At 71.8% G+C, this 17,791-nt stretch carries 17 protein-coding genes, 2 tRNA genes and 1 pseudogene; 10 read left to right on the top strand and 10 right to left on the bottom strand.

Annotation, left to right across the window (positions count from 1 at the left end; translation table 11 throughout):
* Nucleotides 1-161 precede the first annotated feature (161 nt).
* A complete protein-coding gene (locus ACN268_RS21200) occupies nt 162-383 on the bottom strand; it encodes a GntR family transcriptional regulator (protein WP_421484698.1) in 222 nt (73 codons plus the stop codon).
* A gap of 709 nt (nt 384-1,092) precedes the next feature.
* Between ACN268_RS21200 and ACN268_RS21195 the strand changes: the two are divergent.
* Nucleotides 1,093-1,362, top strand: a pseudogene (locus ACN268_RS21195) (hypothetical protein); the annotation flags it as partial.
* Between the two features lie 53 nt (nt 1,363-1,415).
* Here ACN268_RS21195 and ACN268_RS21190 read toward each other — a convergent pair.
* On the bottom strand, nt 1,416-1,796 hold the full coding sequence (locus tag ACN268_RS21190; protein ID WP_204925405.1) for a nuclear transport factor 2 family protein: 381 nt from the start codon (nt 1,794-1,796) through the stop codon (nt 1,416-1,418).
* Between the two features lie 133 nt (nt 1,797-1,929).
* Here ACN268_RS21190 and ACN268_RS21185 point away from each other — a divergent pair, with 133 nt between their 5' ends.
* Nucleotides 1,930-2,463, top strand: a complete 534-nt coding sequence (locus tag ACN268_RS21185; protein WP_421484697.1) for a YbhB/YbcL family Raf kinase inhibitor-like protein — start codon at nt 1,930-1,932, stop codon at nt 2,461-2,463.
* Between the two features lie 52 nt (nt 2,464-2,515).
* On the opposite strand, the gene ACN268_RS21180 is transcribed toward ACN268_RS21185, so the two are convergent.
* Nucleotides 2,516-3,226: a class I SAM-dependent methyltransferase gene (locus ACN268_RS21180; protein ID WP_088642340.1), complete on the bottom strand. Its 711-nt coding sequence runs from the start codon at nt 3,224-3,226 to the stop codon at nt 2,516-2,518.
* A gap of 409 nt (nt 3,227-3,635) precedes the next feature.
* Here ACN268_RS21180 and ACN268_RS21175 point away from each other — a divergent pair, with 409 nt between their 5' ends.
* Nucleotides 3,636-5,333, top strand: coding sequence for a hypothetical protein (locus tag ACN268_RS21175; protein WP_363792663.1), 1,698 nt, complete (start codon nt 3,636-3,638; stop codon nt 5,331-5,333).
* An 18-nt stretch (nt 5,334-5,351) separates the two neighbouring features.
* Here the strand turns inward: ACN268_RS21175 and ACN268_RS21170 are convergent, their stop codons facing one another.
* Nucleotides 5,352-6,143: a hypothetical protein gene (locus tag ACN268_RS21170; RefSeq protein ID WP_421484696.1), complete on the bottom strand. Its 792-nt coding sequence runs from the start codon at nt 6,141-6,143 to the stop codon at nt 5,352-5,354.
* Between the two features lie 288 nt (nt 6,144-6,431).
* On the opposite strand from ACN268_RS21170, the gene ACN268_RS21165 reads away from it, so the two are divergent.
* Nucleotides 6,432-7,931 carry a peptide deformylase gene (locus ACN268_RS21165; RefSeq protein ID WP_421484695.1) on the top strand — a complete coding sequence of 500 codons (1,500 nt, stop codon included), beginning with the start codon at nt 6,432-6,434 and terminating at the stop codon, nt 7,929-7,931.
* Nucleotides 7,932-8,021: 90 nt separating this feature from the next.
* On the opposite strand, the gene ACN268_RS21160 is transcribed toward ACN268_RS21165, so the two are convergent.
* Nucleotides 8,022-9,140 carry a globin domain-containing protein gene (locus ACN268_RS21160; RefSeq protein ID WP_421484694.1) on the bottom strand — a complete coding sequence of 373 codons (1,119 nt, stop codon included), beginning with the start codon at nt 9,138-9,140 and terminating at the stop codon, nt 8,022-8,024.
* Between the two features lie 145 nt (nt 9,141-9,285).
* Between ACN268_RS21160 and ACN268_RS21155 the strand changes: the two genes are divergently transcribed.
* A complete protein-coding gene (locus ACN268_RS21155; RefSeq protein WP_421484693.1) occupies nt 9,286-10,059 on the top strand; it encodes a CPBP family intramembrane glutamic endopeptidase in 774 nt (257 codons plus the stop codon).
* Nucleotides 10,060-10,126: 67 nt separating this feature from the next.
* On the opposite strand, the gene ACN268_RS21150 is transcribed toward ACN268_RS21155, so the two are convergent.
* Nucleotides 10,127-10,774, bottom strand: coding sequence for a hypothetical protein (locus ACN268_RS21150; protein ID WP_421484692.1), 648 nt, complete (start codon nt 10,772-10,774; stop codon nt 10,127-10,129).
* Between the two features lie 653 nt (nt 10,775-11,427).
* Between ACN268_RS21150 and ACN268_RS21145 the strand changes: the two genes are divergently transcribed.
* The 3 genes from ACN268_RS21145 (at nt 11,428) to ACN268_RS21135 (ending at nt 12,207) form a co-directional block, all read left to right on the top strand.
* Nucleotides 11,428-11,601: a hypothetical protein gene (locus ACN268_RS21145; RefSeq protein WP_421484691.1), complete on the top strand. Its 174-nt coding sequence runs from the start codon at nt 11,428-11,430 to the stop codon at nt 11,599-11,601.
* Nucleotides 11,602-12,008: 407 nt separating this feature from the next.
* Nucleotides 12,009-12,099 (top strand) — tRNA-Ser (locus ACN268_RS21140).
* A gap of 35 nt (nt 12,100-12,134) precedes the next feature.
* Nucleotides 12,135-12,207: transfer RNA gene (locus ACN268_RS21135), tRNA-Arg, on the top strand.
* Between the two features lie 392 nt (nt 12,208-12,599).
* On the opposite strand, the gene ACN268_RS21130 is transcribed toward ACN268_RS21135, so the two are convergent.
* Both ACN268_RS21130 and ACN268_RS21125 read right to left on the bottom strand, forming a co-directional pair.
* Nucleotides 12,600-13,526 carry an IS3 family transposase gene (locus ACN268_RS21130; RefSeq protein WP_421482457.1) on the bottom strand — a complete coding sequence of 309 codons (927 nt, stop codon included), beginning with the start codon at nt 13,524-13,526 and terminating at the stop codon, nt 12,600-12,602.
* Entirely contained in the window at nt 13,523-13,834 is a 312-nt protein-coding gene (locus ACN268_RS21125; protein WP_067308719.1) for a transposase, read from the bottom strand. Before ACN268_RS21125 ends, ACN268_RS21130 begins: the two co-directional genes overlap by 4 nt.
* 89 nt (nt 13,835-13,923) lie before the next feature.
* Here ACN268_RS21125 and ACN268_RS21120 point away from each other — a divergent pair, with 89 nt between their 5' ends.
* Nucleotides 13,924-15,051, top strand: a complete 1,128-nt coding sequence (locus ACN268_RS21120) for a tyrosine-type recombinase/integrase (RefSeq protein WP_421484690.1) — start codon at nt 13,924-13,926, stop codon at nt 15,049-15,051.
* Between the two features lie 92 nt (nt 15,052-15,143).
* Here the strand turns inward: ACN268_RS21120 and ACN268_RS21115 are convergent, their stop codons facing one another.
* Nucleotides 15,144-16,589 (bottom strand): tyrosine-type recombinase/integrase, encoded by a 1,446-nt coding sequence (locus tag ACN268_RS21115; protein ID WP_421484689.1) that lies wholly within the window; start codon nt 16,587-16,589, stop codon nt 15,144-15,146.
* A gap of 289 nt (nt 16,590-16,878) precedes the next feature.
* Nucleotides 16,879-17,007, bottom strand: a complete 129-nt coding sequence (locus ACN268_RS21110) for a hypothetical protein (RefSeq protein WP_421484688.1) — start codon at nt 17,005-17,007, stop codon at nt 16,879-16,881.
* 229 nt (nt 17,008-17,236) lie between these two features.
* Between ACN268_RS21110 and ACN268_RS21105 the strand changes: the two genes are divergently transcribed.
* Nucleotides 17,237-17,773, top strand: coding sequence for a hypothetical protein (locus tag ACN268_RS21105; RefSeq protein ID WP_421484687.1), 537 nt, complete (start codon nt 17,237-17,239; stop codon nt 17,771-17,773).
* Nucleotides 17,774-17,791: the final 18 nt, after the last annotated feature.

Genomic DNA, 17,791 nt, shown 5'->3' with positions numbered 1-17,791 from the left:
CCCGCGCCGACCAGGCGGGATCAACCCGGGCTACGTCTTCGTGCGGCTCTCGGTGACGTAGGTGCCGCGCTGGGGCATGGTCATGACCAGCCCGCGTTCCCGTAGCAGGGCGACGCCGCGCGGACCGTGCCGCGCGAGAACTGGTCGACCATCGCCTCAACCTAGTCGCCCTCGCTCACGTACACCCCGGCACCGGCCCGGCCGATCGTGAGCCCTCGTTCCCGGGTGAGTTCCAAGGCGCGCTGGATGGTGGACACGCTGACGGAGTACAGGTCGGCCAACTCTCGTAGGGACGGCAGCTTGGAGCCCTGCGGGTACTCCCCGGCGCGGATGCGGGCGGTCAGGTCGTCGGCGATCTGGCGTGAGGACATGGGGATGGGCATGGCGGATCTCCGGATGGTCCGGTACCTGGTTGGCCTGGCCAGTAGATCACGACACGCCGGGCACCTTGGTCTCTCCTTGCCCAGTGGCCACATAGTGACCTAGGTTGCCGGAGCGGGTATTCCTTCCTGGTTGGCGCCTGGCCGTGATGCCCCTGCCGGGTTGGGGTGGATCCCGTGCCGCCACCTCAGCCCGGCATCCCGTCTTCGCAGCACCACCAGGCTGGAGGCAATTCCGTGAACGAACGCCCGCACGACAACCCACGGTCGGCTGCCTGTGCGGTTCCAGGTGGCCCCCTACCTCCGACGGGGACCCCATACCCCGGTCGCTCATGCTGCGTACGTTGATCATGCGCGTCCTGCGCCGGCTGGCTGGTCGTCCGGGTGCCTCCCCGCCGTTGGATCGCACCGGACCGGCGACCGCGTATCCGAATCAGACCGGCGCGTGGGCTCGGGTCCGGAGTGCGCCGCCGCAGCCCTACCCACGCGCCGCCCCTGATGACTGCCCCTGCCGGCAGGCGGCTGTCCGCCGGGGCGCGGTGGATGCGCGCAGCGGAGTGCCGCTCCTGGTCCAGTCCGCGTGGGACTGCCTGGACCACCCCCGCCACAGCCGGTGCGGCAGATGCACCGAGGGCGGCTTCTGCCCGCTGGTCGAGGCCGCCCGTGCCCGGATCAGGGCGTGGCGCAGGCTACGTCACGTCCGGGGCCATCGATGAACGCGCCGCTGCCGGAGGCCGGCGACCTGGTGTACGTCACCCGCGCCGCCAGCGTGCAGTTCGTCAAGCCGATCTGGTGCCGGGTCATCCGGGTGCTCGACTGGACCACCTACGACGGGTGGTGCTGGCTCGACGTCTACCAACTGGATGCCAAAGGCGACGCGGTCGCTCGTCGGTCGATCTTCGTACAGCCTGCGAAGCTGGAGAGCAGGCAACCGGTCGGCCGGCCTGAACAGCGGCGACCCCCGGGTGTGCGCCGCCGCCCCGACGCCGGTGGCAGCCGCCCTGCGTCGGCTGGCGAGCAGCCCGGACAGCCGGCTCAGGGGACGGGGCTGAGGTGGGCGGCGAGGATGCGCCAGCCGTACCCGTCGTCGTAGGCCCAGGTGCGGGTGTAGCGCAGCCGCGCCGCGAACGGCTCGCCCGCGAAGGTGCCGCTGACCCGCCCCCGGAAGAACGTCACCCCGGTCGTGCCGGCCACGATCAGCTCCAGTTCCTCCTCCACCAGCTCGTCGAGCACCGAGGTGCCGCTGCGGTGGGCGGCCAGGTCGTCCTCCTTGCTGAACGTGCGACCGTCCGGCCCGACGGCGATCAGGCGGTCGTCGAGCAGGGCGTCGAGCGCGGCCACGTCGCCGGCCCGTTGGGCGGCCTGGAGACGGCGCTCCGCCTCCAACAGTTCCGCCTCACGTTCGGTGTCCTGCATGCGCCCTCCCGGTCGTCCGCCGCGTCCCCTCATTCTGGCGGCCCGACGGTGCGCGGTGCTTCCGGTTCGTCGTGCCGGCCCGGCGGGGTAAGAAGGGGCAGAGGAAAACGCGTACACCGGAAGGACCTTCCCGATGACCCTGGAACGACCGATCGCCCCGGACCCGTACGAGCTGCTGCCGACCGTCTCGTCGTTCGACCTGACCAGTGACGACGTGCACAACGGCGAGCCGATGGACGCCCGGTACGCGCACGGCAGCACCGGTGGCGAGAACGTCTCCCCGCACCTGGCCTGGTCGGGCTTCCCGGCCGGGACGGAGAGTTTCGTGGTGACCTGCTTCGACCCGGACGCCCCGACCGGCAGCGGCTTCTGGCACTGGGTGCTGGTCGACGTGCCCGCCTCCACGACCAGCCTGCCGACCGGCGTACGGGAGGCGGACCTGGGCGGTGCGTTCAGCGTCCGCAACGACTACGGCGACACCGGCTACGGTGGCGCGGCCCCGCCGCCGGGCGACCGCCCGCACCGGTACGTCTTCGCCGTGCACGCGGTCGACGTCGACACGCTCGGCGTCGGGCCGGACGCCAGCCCCGCGTACGTCGGCTTCAACCTGGCGTTCCACACCCTGGCGCGGGCGGTCATCAGGCCGACGTACCAGATCAAGGAGTGACCGGTGGCCCCGCCGGTCCCGCGCGGGCGGGGCCGGCGGGCCTGCGGTGCCCTCAGCCGGGCACCCGGGCGACGGCGAAGACGGACTGGCCGAACGGCGGCCGGACGAGCTGCTCGGCGGCCTTGGTGGCGGGCAGGACGAGGGTGTCGTACACCTTGACCATCGGGCCCTCCTTCGGCATCAGCCGGAAGACCTTGGTGGCCATGAAGTAGCCGATCAGGCCGAGGGCGTTGGCGTAGTGCATCGTCTCGACCCGCAGTCCGGCCGCGGTCATCGCGTCGCCGAGGGTCTTCTTGGTGTAGCGGCGCACGTGGCCGGTGGCGATGTCGGCGGGGCCCATCGCGAACTGGAACGCCGGCACGATGATGATCACCGCGCCACCGGGCCGGACCAGGTCGCGCATGCTGCGCAGCGCGCCCACGTGGTCCTCGATGTGCTCCAGCACGTTGTACGACACGGCCGCGCTGTAGTCGCCGCCCCCCGGGTGCGGCAGCAGCATCTCGCGGACCTCGATGGTCGGCTCGTCGACCAGCCGCTCCTTGAGCAGGATGAGCCGGTCCGGGTCGGCCTCGGTGGCGGTGAACCGGGGCACGTGCCGTGCCCACTCCAGGGCGTAGTCGCCCAGGCCACTGCCGATCTCGATGGGGTCGTCACCGAGGTGGGGCACCGCCAGTTCGACGAACCACCGGCGGTGGTTGACCGCGGTGGCCAGGCCCTCCAGAACCTCTGCCTGGACGCGCTGGTCCCCAAGGATTTCTGCCATGCGTCGATTCCTCACGATATGACTGACCCGCGCCTGGACCGACAGAGTGAATCATCCGCGTCAGGGGCGGAGGAAACGGGGCACTGTGAAGGCCGAAATGTGGTCGGGGGAGGGCACGTGATCGGCGGTCGGCGAACCCGGCACATAGTACGGCAGTACCCGAAACATGTCACGTGACCGCCATAGGCCAACTACGCTCTGAATTGCTATGACTACTGGCGAATCGGAGCGCGGGACCGGTCGATCCGACGTCGGGGACGCCGGAGCGACACCGGTCCGGCGGGTCGTCCGACGGCACTGGCGACGGGTGCTCCCGGCGGCCCGTGCGCCCCGTGCCGGGCCGTCGGCCGCGGCCCGTCCGTCGGCCGCCGGGTGGCGGTGGGACGCGTTGGCCGTGGTCAGCTACCTGATGCTCGCGTTCTGGGTGACCGCCCGGTTCTGGCGCGACCCGGCGGCCGGGGTACGCGACAACCGGTCGGACCAGGCGCAGTTCGAGTGGATGATGGCGCACGGCGCGCGGGTGGTCACGGAATGGAGCTATCCGTTCGCCTCGGACCGGATGAACGTGCCCGACGGCGTCAACCTGATGGCGAATACCTCGGTATTATCCGTCTCAATACCGATGACCCCGGTCACTGTCCTCTTCGGGCCGCACTGGTCATTTCTTGTCTTTCTCACCCTGGGAATGGCGGCCACCGGCACCGCCTGGTACTTCTTCCTGTCCCGGGTGGTCACCCGCTCCCGGGGGCCGGCCTGGCTCGGCGCGGCCTTCTGCGCGTACGCCCCGGCGATGGTGTCGCACGCCAACGCCCACCCGAACATCGCCTCCCAGTTCGTCGTCCCACTGATCATCTGGCGCACCCTGCGGCTGGCCGGGCCGGGCCGGTGGCTGCGCAATGGACTCCTGCTCGGCCTGCTGATCGTCTGGCAGGCCTTCCTCAACCTGGAGATCCTGCTGATGACCGCGATCGCCCTGGCTGTGGTGGTCGGTGCCCTCGCCATCGGCCGACCGCCGCTACGCGCGGCGACCCGACCGTTCCTCGCCGGGCTCGGCGTGGCCGCGCTGCTGTCCGCCGTGCTGCTCGCCTACCCGCTTTACGTGCAGCTCTTCGGGCCGGGTTCCTACCACGGGCTGTCCCGGCTGATCCGGGGCTACCGCACCGACCTCGGCGCGTTCGTCGGGTGGTCGCGGGAGTCGCTGGCCGGGGACGCCCGGTCCGCCGACCCGCTGGCCCGCAATCCCACCGAGGAGAACGCCTTCTTCGGCTGGCCGCTGGCCGTGCTCACGGTCGCCCTGGTCTGGTGGCTTCGGCGCAACGCCCTGGTGGTCGGCCTGGCCGCGCTCGGGCTGATCTTCGCCGTCCTGTCGCTGGGCCGGGAGGTGCAGCTCAACGGGCGGGACACCGGCGTCCCTGCCCCCTGGGCACTGCTGGAGGACCTGCCGCTGCTGCACTCCGTGGTGCCCACCCGCTGGTCGCTGGCGATCACCCCGATCGTCGGGGTGCTGCTGGCCCTCGGCACCCAGCGGGCCCGCGACCTCGCCCGCCGGCATCCGGCCGCCCGCCGGCAGGTCCGCTTCGCCACGGTGACCGTCCTGCTGATGGCCCTGGTGCCGTTGCTGCCGACCCCGCTGCCGGCGACCCGGCTCGACCCGGTGCCGCAGTTCGTCACCGGCGGCGGCTGGCGACCGTACGTGGCGGGAGGGCGCAGCGTGGTCACCCTGCCGCTGCCCGACAACACCTACGCCGATCCGCTGCGCTGGTCGGCCCGGACCGGGTTGGAGATGCCGCTGGCCCGGGGCTACTTCCTGGCCCCCGACACCCGGCCGTGGTCGCCCGAACCGGACGCCGCCCTGTTCACCGCCCCCTACCGGCGGACCAGCAACTTCTTCGGCGGGATCGCGCGGACCGGCAACCTCCCGCCGATCACGGACGTCGACCGGCGGGCCGCCGTGACCGACCTGCGCTACTGGCGGGCCGGTGTGGTGATCCTCGGCCCGCACCGGCACGCCGACGCGTTGCGTCGGGCGATGACCGCGCTGACCGGCATCACCCCTGTGCAGACCGGCGGGGTGTGGCGGTGGGACGTCCGGTCGCTCACCGGGTGAGCCCGCCGGGGTGCCGGGTCAGGCCGTGCGGACGCAGCAGCCCTGGCAGACCTTCGGGCTGGGCAGGGTGAACGCCAGGCAGCAGGTGCGCCGCTGCACGGTCGGCTCGCCGCCCCGGCCGGGCACCAGCTCGACCAGGTCGGCCAGGCCGAGGGTGCCGAGCAGGGTGTCGATGGTGGTCACCGACGGGCCGGGCAGGACGTCCGCCGCGCGCAGGATGCCGTGCGCGATCCCCGAGGCCACCGAGCCGAGCAGGGTACGTGCACCGACCCGCACCTCCGCCTGGATCGCGGTGATCATCGGGACGAGGTGGGCGTCGAGCAGCGAGGCCCGCAGGAGGCCGAGCAGCTCGGCCTCGTCGGCGGCGACCCGGACGCCGGGCTGGCCGGTGAGGGCGAGCGGGTCACCGGGCAGCACCGCGACGGTCGTCGCGCGGTGCAGGCCCATGGTCAGCAGTTGCCGGTGGTCCTCGAAGTGGATCAGCACGTCGGCCGGGTCGAGCAGCGGCACCCGGCGGGCCGAGGCCCAGCCGAGCACCACCGGCAGCGCCGTCCAGTAGCTGTAGGACTTCCAGGCCAGCGCGGCGCAGGCGTGCGGGGTGCCGCCCCAGCGGCGGGCGGCGGCGCGCAGGAACTCCGGCATCCGGGTGCCGTCGACGAGGGTGGTGGCCGGGCTCCAGCCGATGTCGTCGGCGACCACCAGGCCGGGCGCGAGGCCGGGCAGCACGTCGGTGCCGAACATGGCGCGCAGGGTGGCGGTGACCGGGGCGAGTCGGCCGGCGAGATCCTGGCCGGGAAGCACCGCCGTCATCCGGACCCCCTCCCGTCCCGCTCGGCCCGCCACGGGTGGTGGCGGTTAATAAGGCTAGCCTAACCATGCCTGGGCGCTGAGGGAAGCCTCTGCGGAGGTGGATCGGGAGGCCGGGATCACCATGTCCGTCCCGTCGGTACGGATCGGCCCGCTTCGGCTACTACCCGGCCGAACGCGGGGAAAACGCGGGCGATGTCAAGGCATATGTCGGCAACGTGCCAGTTCGGTACAGGGCGATGGGAAAAACGTGAAGACTTGTCATCCCGGCTGCGCTGCGTGAGGAAGCTGATGACGACCTCTCCCCTGGAGCGGGCCGCCGATTCGTTCGCGGCGGAACTCGCCCGGCACCGGATGGGGCGAGGGCTGACCAAGAAACAGCTCGCCACCATGATGGGCTTCGACCCGTCGTACGTGAGCCACGTCGAGGGGCGACGACACCGCCCCACCGAGGACTTCGCCCGCCGCGCCGAGGCCGTCCTCGACGCCGGGGGCGTCATCTGGCAGCGGTTCCGCGAGTACGACCAGCTCCGCCACACCCGCGCCACCCCCGGCCACCGCGAACCCGCACCCCCCGGCCGCTGGCTCCCCCCGGGCACCGGGCTCGTCGTCGAACGGGAGACCGCCACCCTCACCCTGGTCGACGGCACCTACCGGTGCGTGATCCGCCGCCGGCTGCACAACGCCGGCACCGAACCGGTCACCCGCTATCTCGTCCGGGTCGCCGTCGACAGGTGGCCCGACGACCCCGGCCGCTCCAACCGGCACCACCGCGAACACCCGCTCACCTTCGCCGAGCTGCGCTTCCGCGCCGTCCACCACGACGACGGCGCCCGCGAACCGATGCACTGGCGGGTCCGCCACGACCGGGACGCGTACAAGGAGATCTGGCTGCTGTTCGAGAACGCCGACGGACGGTTCCCGCTGCACCCCGGCGAACGCGCCGAGGTCGAGTACGCCTACCGGGTCGGCCGGGTCAAGTGGGGCCCCTGGTTCCAGCGGGCCGTCCGCCTGCCCACCCGGCACCTCGCCGTACGACTCGACCTCCCGGCGGCCCTCGACCCCCGGGTGTGGGGGGTGGAGACCTCGCTGTCCGCCGACGAGGGACCGCTGCGCACCCCGGTCCGCCGGCACGACCGGGGGGACCGGGTGGTCTTCGACTGGTCCACCGACGACCCGCCGCTCAACACCCGCTTCCGCCTCCAGTGGCGGTTCCGGCGGGAAGCCGTCGAGACGCCCCCCGTGCCGACCCGCCCGGCCGACCGGATGCGCGCCCTCGGCGTGCTGCCCCCCGAGGCCACCCCGCCCGGCCGACCCGCCCGCCCCCTGCACCTGCCCCGGGAGGCCGCCGACGCCCGTGAGGTGGCCGACCGGCTCACCGACCTGCTGGTCCGGGCCGGGGAGGTGCACCCGCTCAGCACCGGCACGGGCCTCGCCGCCCCGCAGATCGGCCTGGACGTCGCGGTCGCCGTGGTCCGCCCCGCCGACCGGGCCGCCCCGCCGGTCGTCCTGGTCAACCCCCGGGTGGTCGGGGAGAGCCCGGAAACCGTCGAACAGTACGAAGGCTGCCTCGCCGCCGCCGACCACCGTGGCCTGGTGGCCCGGCCGCTGCGCATCGAGGTCGAACACGCCCGCGCGGACGGCAGCCGGATGATCACCTCGTTCGCGTACGGGATGGCCCGGTTGGTCGCCCACGAGATCGACCACCTCGACGGCCGGGCCTGGACCGACCGGATGGCCCCCGGCGTGCCGCTGGTCCCCGTCGAGGAGTACCGCGAGAGCAACGCCTGAAGCCCCGCCGATCCGGGTGGACACGGAGGGGACCGGGGCGCGTGCCCCAGGGGGCGGGGGCACGCGCCCCGGTTCGGGGGGAGTAAAGCTCTACAGGTTGCCGAACGTGTCGTACCGGATGTGCTGCGGCGGTACGTCGTCCTCGGCGAGCGCCCGCAACGTCGCCCGGACCATCGCGGCCGAACCGGAGACGTAACAGTCGTGCGACGTCCACGGGCCGTACCGGGCCACCACGTCGGGGACGTCCCCGCGCTCACCGGCGAAATCCGGGTCGTCGCTGCACGACGGGGTCACCGACAGCCACGGGTGGACGGCGACCAGCTCCTCCAGACCGGCCAGGCCGTACAACTCGTCGGCGTGCCGGGCACCGTAGAAGACGTGCACCCAGCGGGCCCGGTTCCAGCCCGCCAGCTCCTCCACCATCGCCTTCACCGGGGCCAGGCCGACCCCGCCGGCCACACAGAGGATGTCCCGCCCGGAATCCCGGTCCACCGTCATCGAGCCCATCGGGGCGGCCACCCGCAGCAGGTCACCCGGCTTGGTCCGGCGCACCAGCGCCCCGGAGACCCAGCCCGCGCCGGCCGGCGTACGGACGTGGAACTCCAGCACGTTGTCGTCGTTCGGGGCGTTCGCCACCGAGTACGTCCGCCACACCCGGGGCAGGTGCCGGGGCACCTCGACGCTGACGTACTGGCCGGCCTTCCAGACCAGCGGATGCTGCAGGGCCCGGACCGTCAGCACGGCGGTGTCGGTGCCGTACCGCTCGTGGGTGAGCACCTCCGCGTGCCAGTACGGCGGATTCTCGTCCGACTCCGCCCCGGCCAGCATCGTCGCCGTGATCGCCGCGTACGCGTCCCGCCACGCCTGGTCGTACTCCAGGTTCCAGCCGTCACCGGCCGTGGTACGCAGCGCGTCGAGCAGCGCCACCCCCATCGTCGCGTAGTGCGCGGCGTCGACGTGGTACTTGCGGTGGTCCCGACCCAGCGAGCGCAGGTACTCGTCGAAGCTCTCCGGGTCGTCCATCACCTGGGTGGCGGTGACGATCGCGTCCAGGATCCGGTCGCCCTGGCCGGTCATCTCCGCCGGGAACAGCCGGCGCAGCTCCGGATCGAGCAGGAACAGCCGGGCGTAGAAGCGACCGCTCAGCCGGTCCCGGTCCTCCTCGACCAGGGTCCAACTCTCCTTCAGCAGCCGAGCGAAGTTGTCCACGGGGGGCGGTCCTCCTCCTGACGGCGGATCGGGCACCGATAGAATGTCCACGGAGCGTGTGCACCGGTCGCACAGAATGTGCGATCGGCTCATCTGGGCCCACCGGCCGGTGCGATCGGGCCACCCCGTCGGGCAGAGTGGTGCGGTGACCGTTGAGCAGTACACCCGCCCGGAGTTCAGGCGGGTCCTCGGCACCGAGACCCTGCTGGTCCTCGGCCTGTCACTCGGGCAGTCGGCCGTCTACGCCGTGGTGTCGCTGACCGCGAAACTGACCGCCGACGGGCCGCTGTCGAAGCAGACCGCCTCGCTCAACACCTCGCAGTCCGCCCGGCCCTGGCTCGACCTGACGTACCAGCTGCTGGGCATCGCCTTCGCCCTGCTGCCGGTGCTGCTCGCCGTACACCTGCTGGCGCGCGACCCCGGCGACCCGGCGCGCACCCTCGGGGTGGACCTGCGACGGCCCGGGTCCGACCTGACCCGGGGTGCCGGCCTGGCCGCACTGATCGGCCTGCCCGGCCTGGCCCTGTTCTGGGCGGCGGCGCAGCTCGGCATCAACGCCACCCTGGTCCCCGCCGGCCTGCCGCCGCTGTGGTGGGCGGTGCCGGTGCTGGTCCTCGCCGCCGTGCAGAACGCCGTGCTGGAGGAGGTGATCGTGGTCGGCTACCTGGTCACCCGGCTGCGCCAGCTCCAGTGGCGGATCGGCGCGGTCATCGCGACCAGCGCGCTGCTGCGCGGCTCATACCACCTCTACCAGGGCTTCGGAGCGTTCGTCGGCAACGCCGTGATGGGCGTCGTGTTCAGCCTGTTCTACCTGCGCACCCGGCGGGTGATGCCGCTGATCGTGGCGCACACCCTGCTCGACGTGGTCGCCTTCGTCGGCTACTCGCTGCTGCCGAAGGACTGGTTCGACTGGCTCTGACCGTCGCTGTCCCCGCTGCGTCGCCGGTGGCCGCTGCGTCGCCGGTCGCCGTCGCTCGGCGGGCGGCCTAGCCGCCGGTACGGGCGGGCCGGTAGCTGGCCACCGCGCGGGCGGCCAACAGGTCGGTCGCCGCCGCGTCACCCGCCGCCGTCGCCAGCACCGCAGCCCCCGGCAGCAGCCGGGCCGCCAACCGGAGCGCGGCCCAGCCACCGGCCTGCGCGGCCAGCGGAGCTGCCAGCCGCCACGCGGCCTCCGCCGCACGCGGCCACGGCCCGTCGCCCGGGCCGTCCGCCGCCCGCGCCGCGTCCAGCGCGGCACGGGCACCGTCCGCGTCCGGGTGCACCCGGGTCAGTACCAGCAACTCCACCGCCCGCTCCGGGTCGGCCGGGTCCCGGCCGTACGCCGCCGCCACGTGCAGCACCAGCGCCGACTGCGTCCAGAGCACCACCGCCAGCTCAGCCAGGGGCGCGAACAGCCCGGCCACCGCCGCCGTCGCCCCACCCACCCCGGCCCACCTCACGAACCGCCGGGTGGCCAGCCGGGCCAACCCGTCCGGACCGGCATCCGGGTACGCCTCGCGCAGCCCGCGCGCCCACTCCCGGGCCTGCGGCCCGATCCCCTCGACCGCCGCCAGGGCCAGCAACTCCGGCGCGAACCCCGGATGGGCCAGCAGCCGGGTCCGGATCGTCGCCAGCTCCAGGCGTCCCGTCGCCACACCACCCGGGTCCGCCGCCGCCGTCACGGCGGGGGCGCTGGTGGCGGCGGGCGAGGTGCCGACGGGATCAGGGCCGGCAGGCGGACGCTGCGTGGTGGTCGGGGTGTGCTCCGTGGCGGGAACCGTGGTCGGTTCGGGAGTGGTTTCCGTGGCCGGGGTGGTGGTCGGCTCGGGGGTGGGTGCCGCTGGCGTCTTGTCCGGGGGCGCCTTCTTCGGTGGGGTCGCCCGCGTGCGGGGGGCAGCCCGGCGGGGGGCCGGGGTGGTCGACGCCGTCGTCGCCTTTCGCGCGGTCCGCTTCCGGGGAGGGGTGCCCGGTTCCGGTGCCGTGCCCTGCGTCGCCGGTTCTGTGCCCGGTGCCGTCGTTGCCGTGCCCTGCGCCGTCGGCGCGGCCGCTGTCGTCGGTGTGTCCGTTTCCATGGGAGCGGCCGTGACTGCCTGCGACGGTCCGGCCGTTTCCGGCGGTGGGTCTGATTCCGGTGGAAGGGTTGTCGTTGCTGCCGGTGGGGGTGTTTCCGGTGGTGCGGTCGCGGTCGGGATGGTGGCCTCGGCGGATGCCGGTCGTCCGGGGGGTGAGTCGGTGGTGCCGGCGACCGCGCCCGTCGCCCGTTTGCGGGGGGTACGCCGCGCCGCCGGCGTCCGCGCGGTGGTGGGCTGTGCTGGTGCTGGTGCTGGTGCTGGTGCTGGTGCGGTGGCGGGCGTCGCCGTGCCGGCGTCGGGTGCGGGTGCGTCGTCCGTGCCGGACGGCGTCGGTGCCGTCGGCGGGTCGTCCGGCGCGCCCGACGGCGCGGCTGCCGGCCGACCCGCGGCCGGACGGCGCGGTCGGGTGACAGCCGCCGGTGGTGGTACGGGTGACTCGGCGGCAGGGGGTTGGAACAGCACGGCCGGTGCCGCCTTCGTCGGGCGGGTCCGCTTCGGTCGGGGCGTCGCGTCATCGTCGGAGGGCTGCGGCTGCCGGGGCGGCACGGGCGGCGGCGTAAAGGTCGCCTCCGGCGAGCGGCGACGCGCCCGGTCGCTGGCGGGGCGGCGGGGCGGGTCGCTCGGCGGCTGCTCCTGCATGGAACAGGAGCGTAGCCGCGAACGTGACCTCGCACACGCGGGAATACGCCGCGTGGGGCGATGCGGCGGCACCCCCGGCGCGGCCCCCACCAGGGATTGCCGCCCGTCGGGATAGTCGCTTTGCCCAGGGTGGGGGCGGACCTGTATCCTCGTCCGCGGTGGTCCGCAGGGTCACCGAGGAGACTTCGCCTAGTCTGGTCTATGGCGCCGCACTGCTAATGCGGTTGGGGTCTTAAAGCCCCTCCCGGGTTCGAATCCCGGAGTCTCCGCGCAAAACCGGTTGTGTAGACTGGTCGAGCACCGGGCGCCCGTAGCTCAATGGATAGAGCATCTGACTACGGATCAGAAGGTTAGGGGTTCGAGTCCCTTCGGGCGCACACGTTCTACCAGGCAATATTCATGATTGCCGCTGCTTTCGGGTCGGTGTGGGTCGCATGTGGGTCACGTCTGTGACCCACATGTCGGGCCTGGTGGGGCTGTGTTGACCTGGGCTTACGGGGTTGATGCGCAGCGGATTCGCGGAGGGATGATGCGGATCCGCCTCTTTGTCTGGGCACCATGTCCACTCGGTTGATGATCATGGTGTGCCTGCTGTCTAGCCTGTCCGGGTGTCTTGGGGGATGGGTGGCTAGGGCCAACGAGGCGGGCCTGGTTTATCGGCGGTGCGGCTGTCGGTGCGAGCAGACCGGTCGCCAGTTGGGTGTGCGGTGCGAGCGTCTCGCTGAGTTCGACCACGGCCTGAGTTCCCCCCGCTTTGATGGAGCGGTGGTTACCTGCTGCCGGCTGGTGCAGGGGTGGCGATAGGTGGTTCGGCTGGTGCGGTCTGGCGGCTATGCCAGGCGGCCTCGTACTCGTTCGGGCTGAGGTAGCCCAGTTCGCGTTGGATGCGGCGGGTGTTGTACCAGCCGTCGATGTAGGTGAAGATCGCGTTCTCGGCCTCGTCGCGGGTCCGCCATGAGGTGCGGTAGACGAGTTCGATCTTCAGGGTTGACCAGAAGTTCTCCATCAGCGCGTTGTCGTACGAGTCGCCGACGGAGCCCATCGACGGCAGGATCCCGTTGTCCTGCAAGCGTTCCGCGAAGCGGAACGACGTATAGTTCGACCCCCTGTCCGAGTGGTGGATCAACTGGCCGTCGCGGACGTCGCGGGACCAGATGCCGTATTCGACGGCGGCGAGGATCAGGTCGGTGTCGCAGCGGTCGGAGGTCTTCCACCCGACGATCCGGCGGGAGAACACGTCGCGGACCGCGGCGAGCCAGAACACGCCCTCGCCGCAGGGGATGCGGGTGGCGTCGGCGACCCAGAGCCGGTTCGGCCCGTCGGCGGTGAACTGCCGCCCGACCAGGTCCGGCGCCGGCGTGTGCCGAGGATCCTGCTTCGTGGAGCCGGCGCGCCAGCCTCGACGCAGGAACGCCCCCTGCCAACCCTGGCCGGTCATCAGCCGCTCGACGCGTTTGCGGCCCACGTAGATGCCGTCGCGGCGCAACTGCCGGTGGACCCGGTCCGCGCCGTAGGTGCGCCCGGAGGTCTCCCAGATCTCGTGGATGTTGGAGATCAGCCCCAGGTCGACCACGTCCCGGTCGCAGGGCTGCTCGGCCTGCTTGACCCACGCGTAGTAGGTCGAGGCGCCGATGTTCAGGACCCGTAGCAGGAGCGCGACCGCGAACTGGTCACGGTGTTCGTGGATGAACCTCATGACCGTCGCCGGGTCGGGTCGAGCTCCGCCGCGAAATACGCGCTCGCGGCCTTCAGGATCTCGTTCGCCCGCCGCAGCTCGGTGACTTCCCTACGCAGCCGGCGGTTCTCTTCCGCCATCTCGCTGGTCGGCCGGTCGTGACGCTCGTCGGCGTCAGCCTCGGCCTGACGGATCCAGTTCCGTAGTGCCTCGTGATGAACGCCGAGCTGCTCGGCCAGGCGCCGGATCACGGGCTTCGGGTCCGACTCGCGGTACAAGCGCACAGCGCGCTGACGCAGTTCGTCGGGGTACTTCTTCGGTGCTGCCACGGACAACTTCCTCCCCCACGGCCATCAGACCATGGTCAAGAAGCTCCATGAAAGCGGGGGTGGCTCATGTTGACGATCGGCGTGTCCGGGTGCGTCGCGGTGGTTTCGCCAGCAGGGCGGAGGCCGAGCGGGCCTGTTGGGCGTTGCGGCAGGTGCCGGGGCACGAGGCGGCCGGGATGTGGACGCTGAGGCGTTGGCTGGAGTTCTGGTTGTCGGAGAACGAGGGGCGGCTGCGTCTCTCGACCATTGTCAACTACCGCGGCCTGGTGAACGACTACCTCATCCCGCAGCTGGGTCACGTCCGGATGCGGAGGTTGCGTACCCGGGATGCGCAGCGGGCGATGGACCGGATCTCGCACCGCCACGTCCGGGGTGGACGGCTGATTTCTTCGGGCACGCTGAACGGTATTCGTGCGGTGCTGCGCAGCGCGCTGTCGGCGGCGCGGCGGCAGGGGGTGATCGACCGGAATCCCGGTCGGGGGCTGCGGCTGCCGAACGGGGCGCGCCCGCGGGCGGTGGTGTGGGACGCGGAGCGGGAGAAGGCGTGGAACGACACGGGGGTGCGGCCTCGGGTGGCGGTGTGGGGGCTGCATCAGGTCGGTCGGTTCCTGGAGTCGGTGCAGGGCGATCCGTTGTTCGCGTTGTGGTGGCTGGTGGCGTTGCGGGGGCCGCGCCGGGGTGAGATCGCCGGGTTGCGGTGGGAGGACATCAACCTGGCCGATGGTGAGTTGACCATCCGGGAGCAGGTGGTCGTGGTGCGTGGGGTGGAGCGGTTGGGTCCGCCGAAGTCGGCGGCCGGGGTGCGGACCTTGGCGTTGGACGAGTTCAGTGTGCGGTTGCTGACGGATCTGTGGCATCGGCAACGCCGACGGTTCGGTCGGGTGGACCCGAAGCAGCGGGTGTTCCTGCACGAGGATGGGCGGCCGGTGCGTCCGGACTGGCTGACCCGCCGTTTCGCGAAGCTGGTCAAGGATGTGGATCTGCCGCCGGTGCGGCTGCACGACCTGCGGCACGGCGCCGCGGGGATCGCCTCGGCCGCCGGGGTGGACCTGAAGCAGATCCAGGAGGACATGGGCCACCACACCCCGCTGACGACAATCGAGACCTACATCTGCGTGTTCCAGCAGATGGCCAAGAAGGCGGTACGGGCGTCGGCCGAGCTCCTCCTACAGCATGTGCGGGTCAGGGCGTCTCTGGCGGGGGCCTACCAAGCCTGATCTTCGAGGCGGGGCGCTTCGGATAGCGGCCTGCCCGGGAGCAGGGGAAGCGTTCCTGTCCCAGGGCAGGCCGTCCGGTGAGCGAGGGGTGGTCAGCGAGTTCCGTGTGTTCGGGGGCCGTCGGGCTCCGGCTGCATGGTGGCGTTGTCTTCGGCTCTTGGTGGCATCTGCTGGCTTCGCTCGGAGATCGGCTCCGTCGTCGCGGTTGTTGGCGGGCGTCGCTTCCCGTGATCGCGACGCCTGGCGGGCGGACGCATCTCGGCGCCCGGGTTGCCGGCTTTGAGGACGAGGCGGGCGGTGGCTTCGGCGGCTTTGTGTTGGGTGGCGGGCAGGCTGGTGGTGTAGGTGTCGGCGGTGATCCGGATCGTGGCGTGGCCGAGCTGGTGTTGGATGGTCTTGAGGTCGGCTCCGGCGGTATGGGCGAGGGTGGCGGCGCCGTGGCGAAGGTCGTGCAGCCGGATCGGGGGTAGCCCGGCCCGGTCGACCAGGAGGCGCAGACGTTGGGTGAGGTAGCCGGGGTGCACGGGTAGCCCGTCGGGGCTGGTGAACACGTAGCCGCTGTCGTGGCAGACCTTCCCGCCGCCGGTTCGGCGGGTGCGGTGGTGGCGTTGCCGTTCGGCGTGCCGGCGCAGTATCCGTGCGGTGTGCCGGTCGAGGGCGATGGTGCGGCGGCTGGTCGCGGACTTGGGTGGGCCTTCGTAGACGTCGTAGCCGGCGGTGGTGCGTTGCCGCACGATCGATAGTTGGCGGGCGTGGAGGTCGATCTCGGTCCAGCGCAGGCCGGCGGCTTCGCCGCGGCGCAGGCCGCGTAGGGCGATCAGCCACCACAGGGCGAACAGGTTGTCGTCGCGGACGTAGTCGAGGAACGCGGCGAGCTGGACCGGTGTCCAGACCGCGACCGACGGCCGCTCACCGGTGGCTTCCCATTCAGCGACCCTGTTCTCGGTCCACAACCGCGCCAGAGGACGCTCCTGGACGGGTAGCTCCACCCGCCGGGCGGGGTTGTCCACGATGAGGCCCTCCCGGATGGCGGCGTTGAGCGCGGCCCGCAACGTGGTGTGGACGTGCTGCAGCGTGCACGGCGTCTGCGGCTGGCCAGACCGATTGCGGGTGGCGGCGATCTGCGTGAACGCCGCGTTGAGCTGCCGGGAGGTCAGCTCACCGAGGATCAGGTGCCCGACGTGGGGGACGAGGAAACGCTCGACGTCGCGTGTGTAGTGCATCCTGGTCGTGGGCCGGATCCGGGTCCTGGTCGACAGCCAGTACCGCAACCACCGGGTGACCGTCCACGACCGTCCGGTCTGCTGCTCGCGAGACAGGATGAGGAGTTCGTCGCGGGCCTTCCGCGCGGCGGCCTCCGACGCGTACCCGCCCCGGCGTACCCGCTCGGCCTGTCCGAGCAGATTCCTGGTGGAGCAGTGGAAGTACCAACTTCCATGATCGAGCTCCGGCAGCCTCGGGCAGCTCTTGCCCAACGTCCGCCTGGTGGCCGGGTCCAGGCAGCCGCACCGCTTCACGACAGCACCGTGGCTCTTCATCGCTTTCTCCCTTTCTCGGTGGTGGTCACACCCTCACCCAGGGAGATTGGGTGCAAATCGGTTTCCGTACTGGTTCACGATTTCCATCGACTACGAGCCGGTCGACGCGCGAAAGAGCCTTCAATTCAGTTCGTGAGTCGGGATTCGACCTTGGGTCCCAAGACCGGCCAGGGGACGCACCGGCAAGCTGCGCACGAGGACCGTTCAGCGAGCCCATGGACGCGATCTGCCACCAGGCACGTGGCTGCGCGGGTCTGGCATTGGCTGCGGGGGTGGACCTGAAAATGATTCAGCTCAGTATGGGCGACGCCAGCCCGGTCACCACCGCCGAGACCTCCATCCACGTGTTCAGGAAGATGGCCAGGGAGGCGGTGCGAGCCAGCGCCGCGTTGTTGCTGTCGCACGCGAAGATCCGCACGTCGTTGGAGGGTGCTCTCAGGCGCGGCTCTGGCGAGCATCGTTGCCACGGTCGATCCCGGCTGCCGGGTAGCACAGTCTCGTCTGAGAAAGCCGTGGCGTCGCGGTGAGCGCCGTCGACGGGCTTTGCTGGAGATCGATATCCTGCGGCACGATCCGCGTCTGGACGGCCCCGGCCGGTCAGACCCGGCGGGCGAGGTGTTGATGCGGGCCGCTTCGCCTACTACCGGGTGCTGGTCGGCGGAGCCCGGGTGCGGCTGGAGTCCGCTGTCGGCCTGCTGCGCAACCTTGCGGTCACCGGTGCTGGTGGGCTGGAGGTGGCTCAAGAGCAGCGGGCCGTGGCGGTCACCGCCGCCGAGCAGTTCGGCGACCTGGAGCTGACCGCGCGGGTGATCGGTGCCTACGACGTACCGGCGCTCTGGCCCCGCGCCGACAACCCCGAGCAGGCCGCCGGCATCGTCGCCGCTGCGGAACGCGCCCTGGCGGTCCTCACTCCGGACGGCCCCGGTCCGGCCCGGGCCCGGCTGCTGGCCACCATCGCGCTCGAGTCGCGCGGCACCCGGGACCCCCGGCCGCGCGAGTGCGCCCGGCAGCATCCGGATCCGCTCCGCTTTGTGACGCTCGCCGACTTCGTCGCCGAGGCCGGGCAGGGCGGCAAACCCGTGCCGACGGCACCAACCCGGGGGCGGTGCCGAATCGCGTCCGCTTGCTCTCTGTCAAGCTGCCACGTTGATGCGTCTGTGGCACCGGCGAGGAGTGCTCGGTAGACGATGTCGAGGGCCCCG

The sequence above is a fragment of the Micromonospora sp. WMMD735 genome (assembly GCF_049178995.1).
GTDB classification, from domain to species: domain Bacteria; phylum Actinomycetota; class Actinomycetes; order Mycobacteriales; family Micromonosporaceae; genus Micromonospora; species Micromonospora wenchangensis.
Note: the sequence above shows the minus strand (reverse complement) of the source record. Positions and strands in the feature narration are given on the sequence as shown.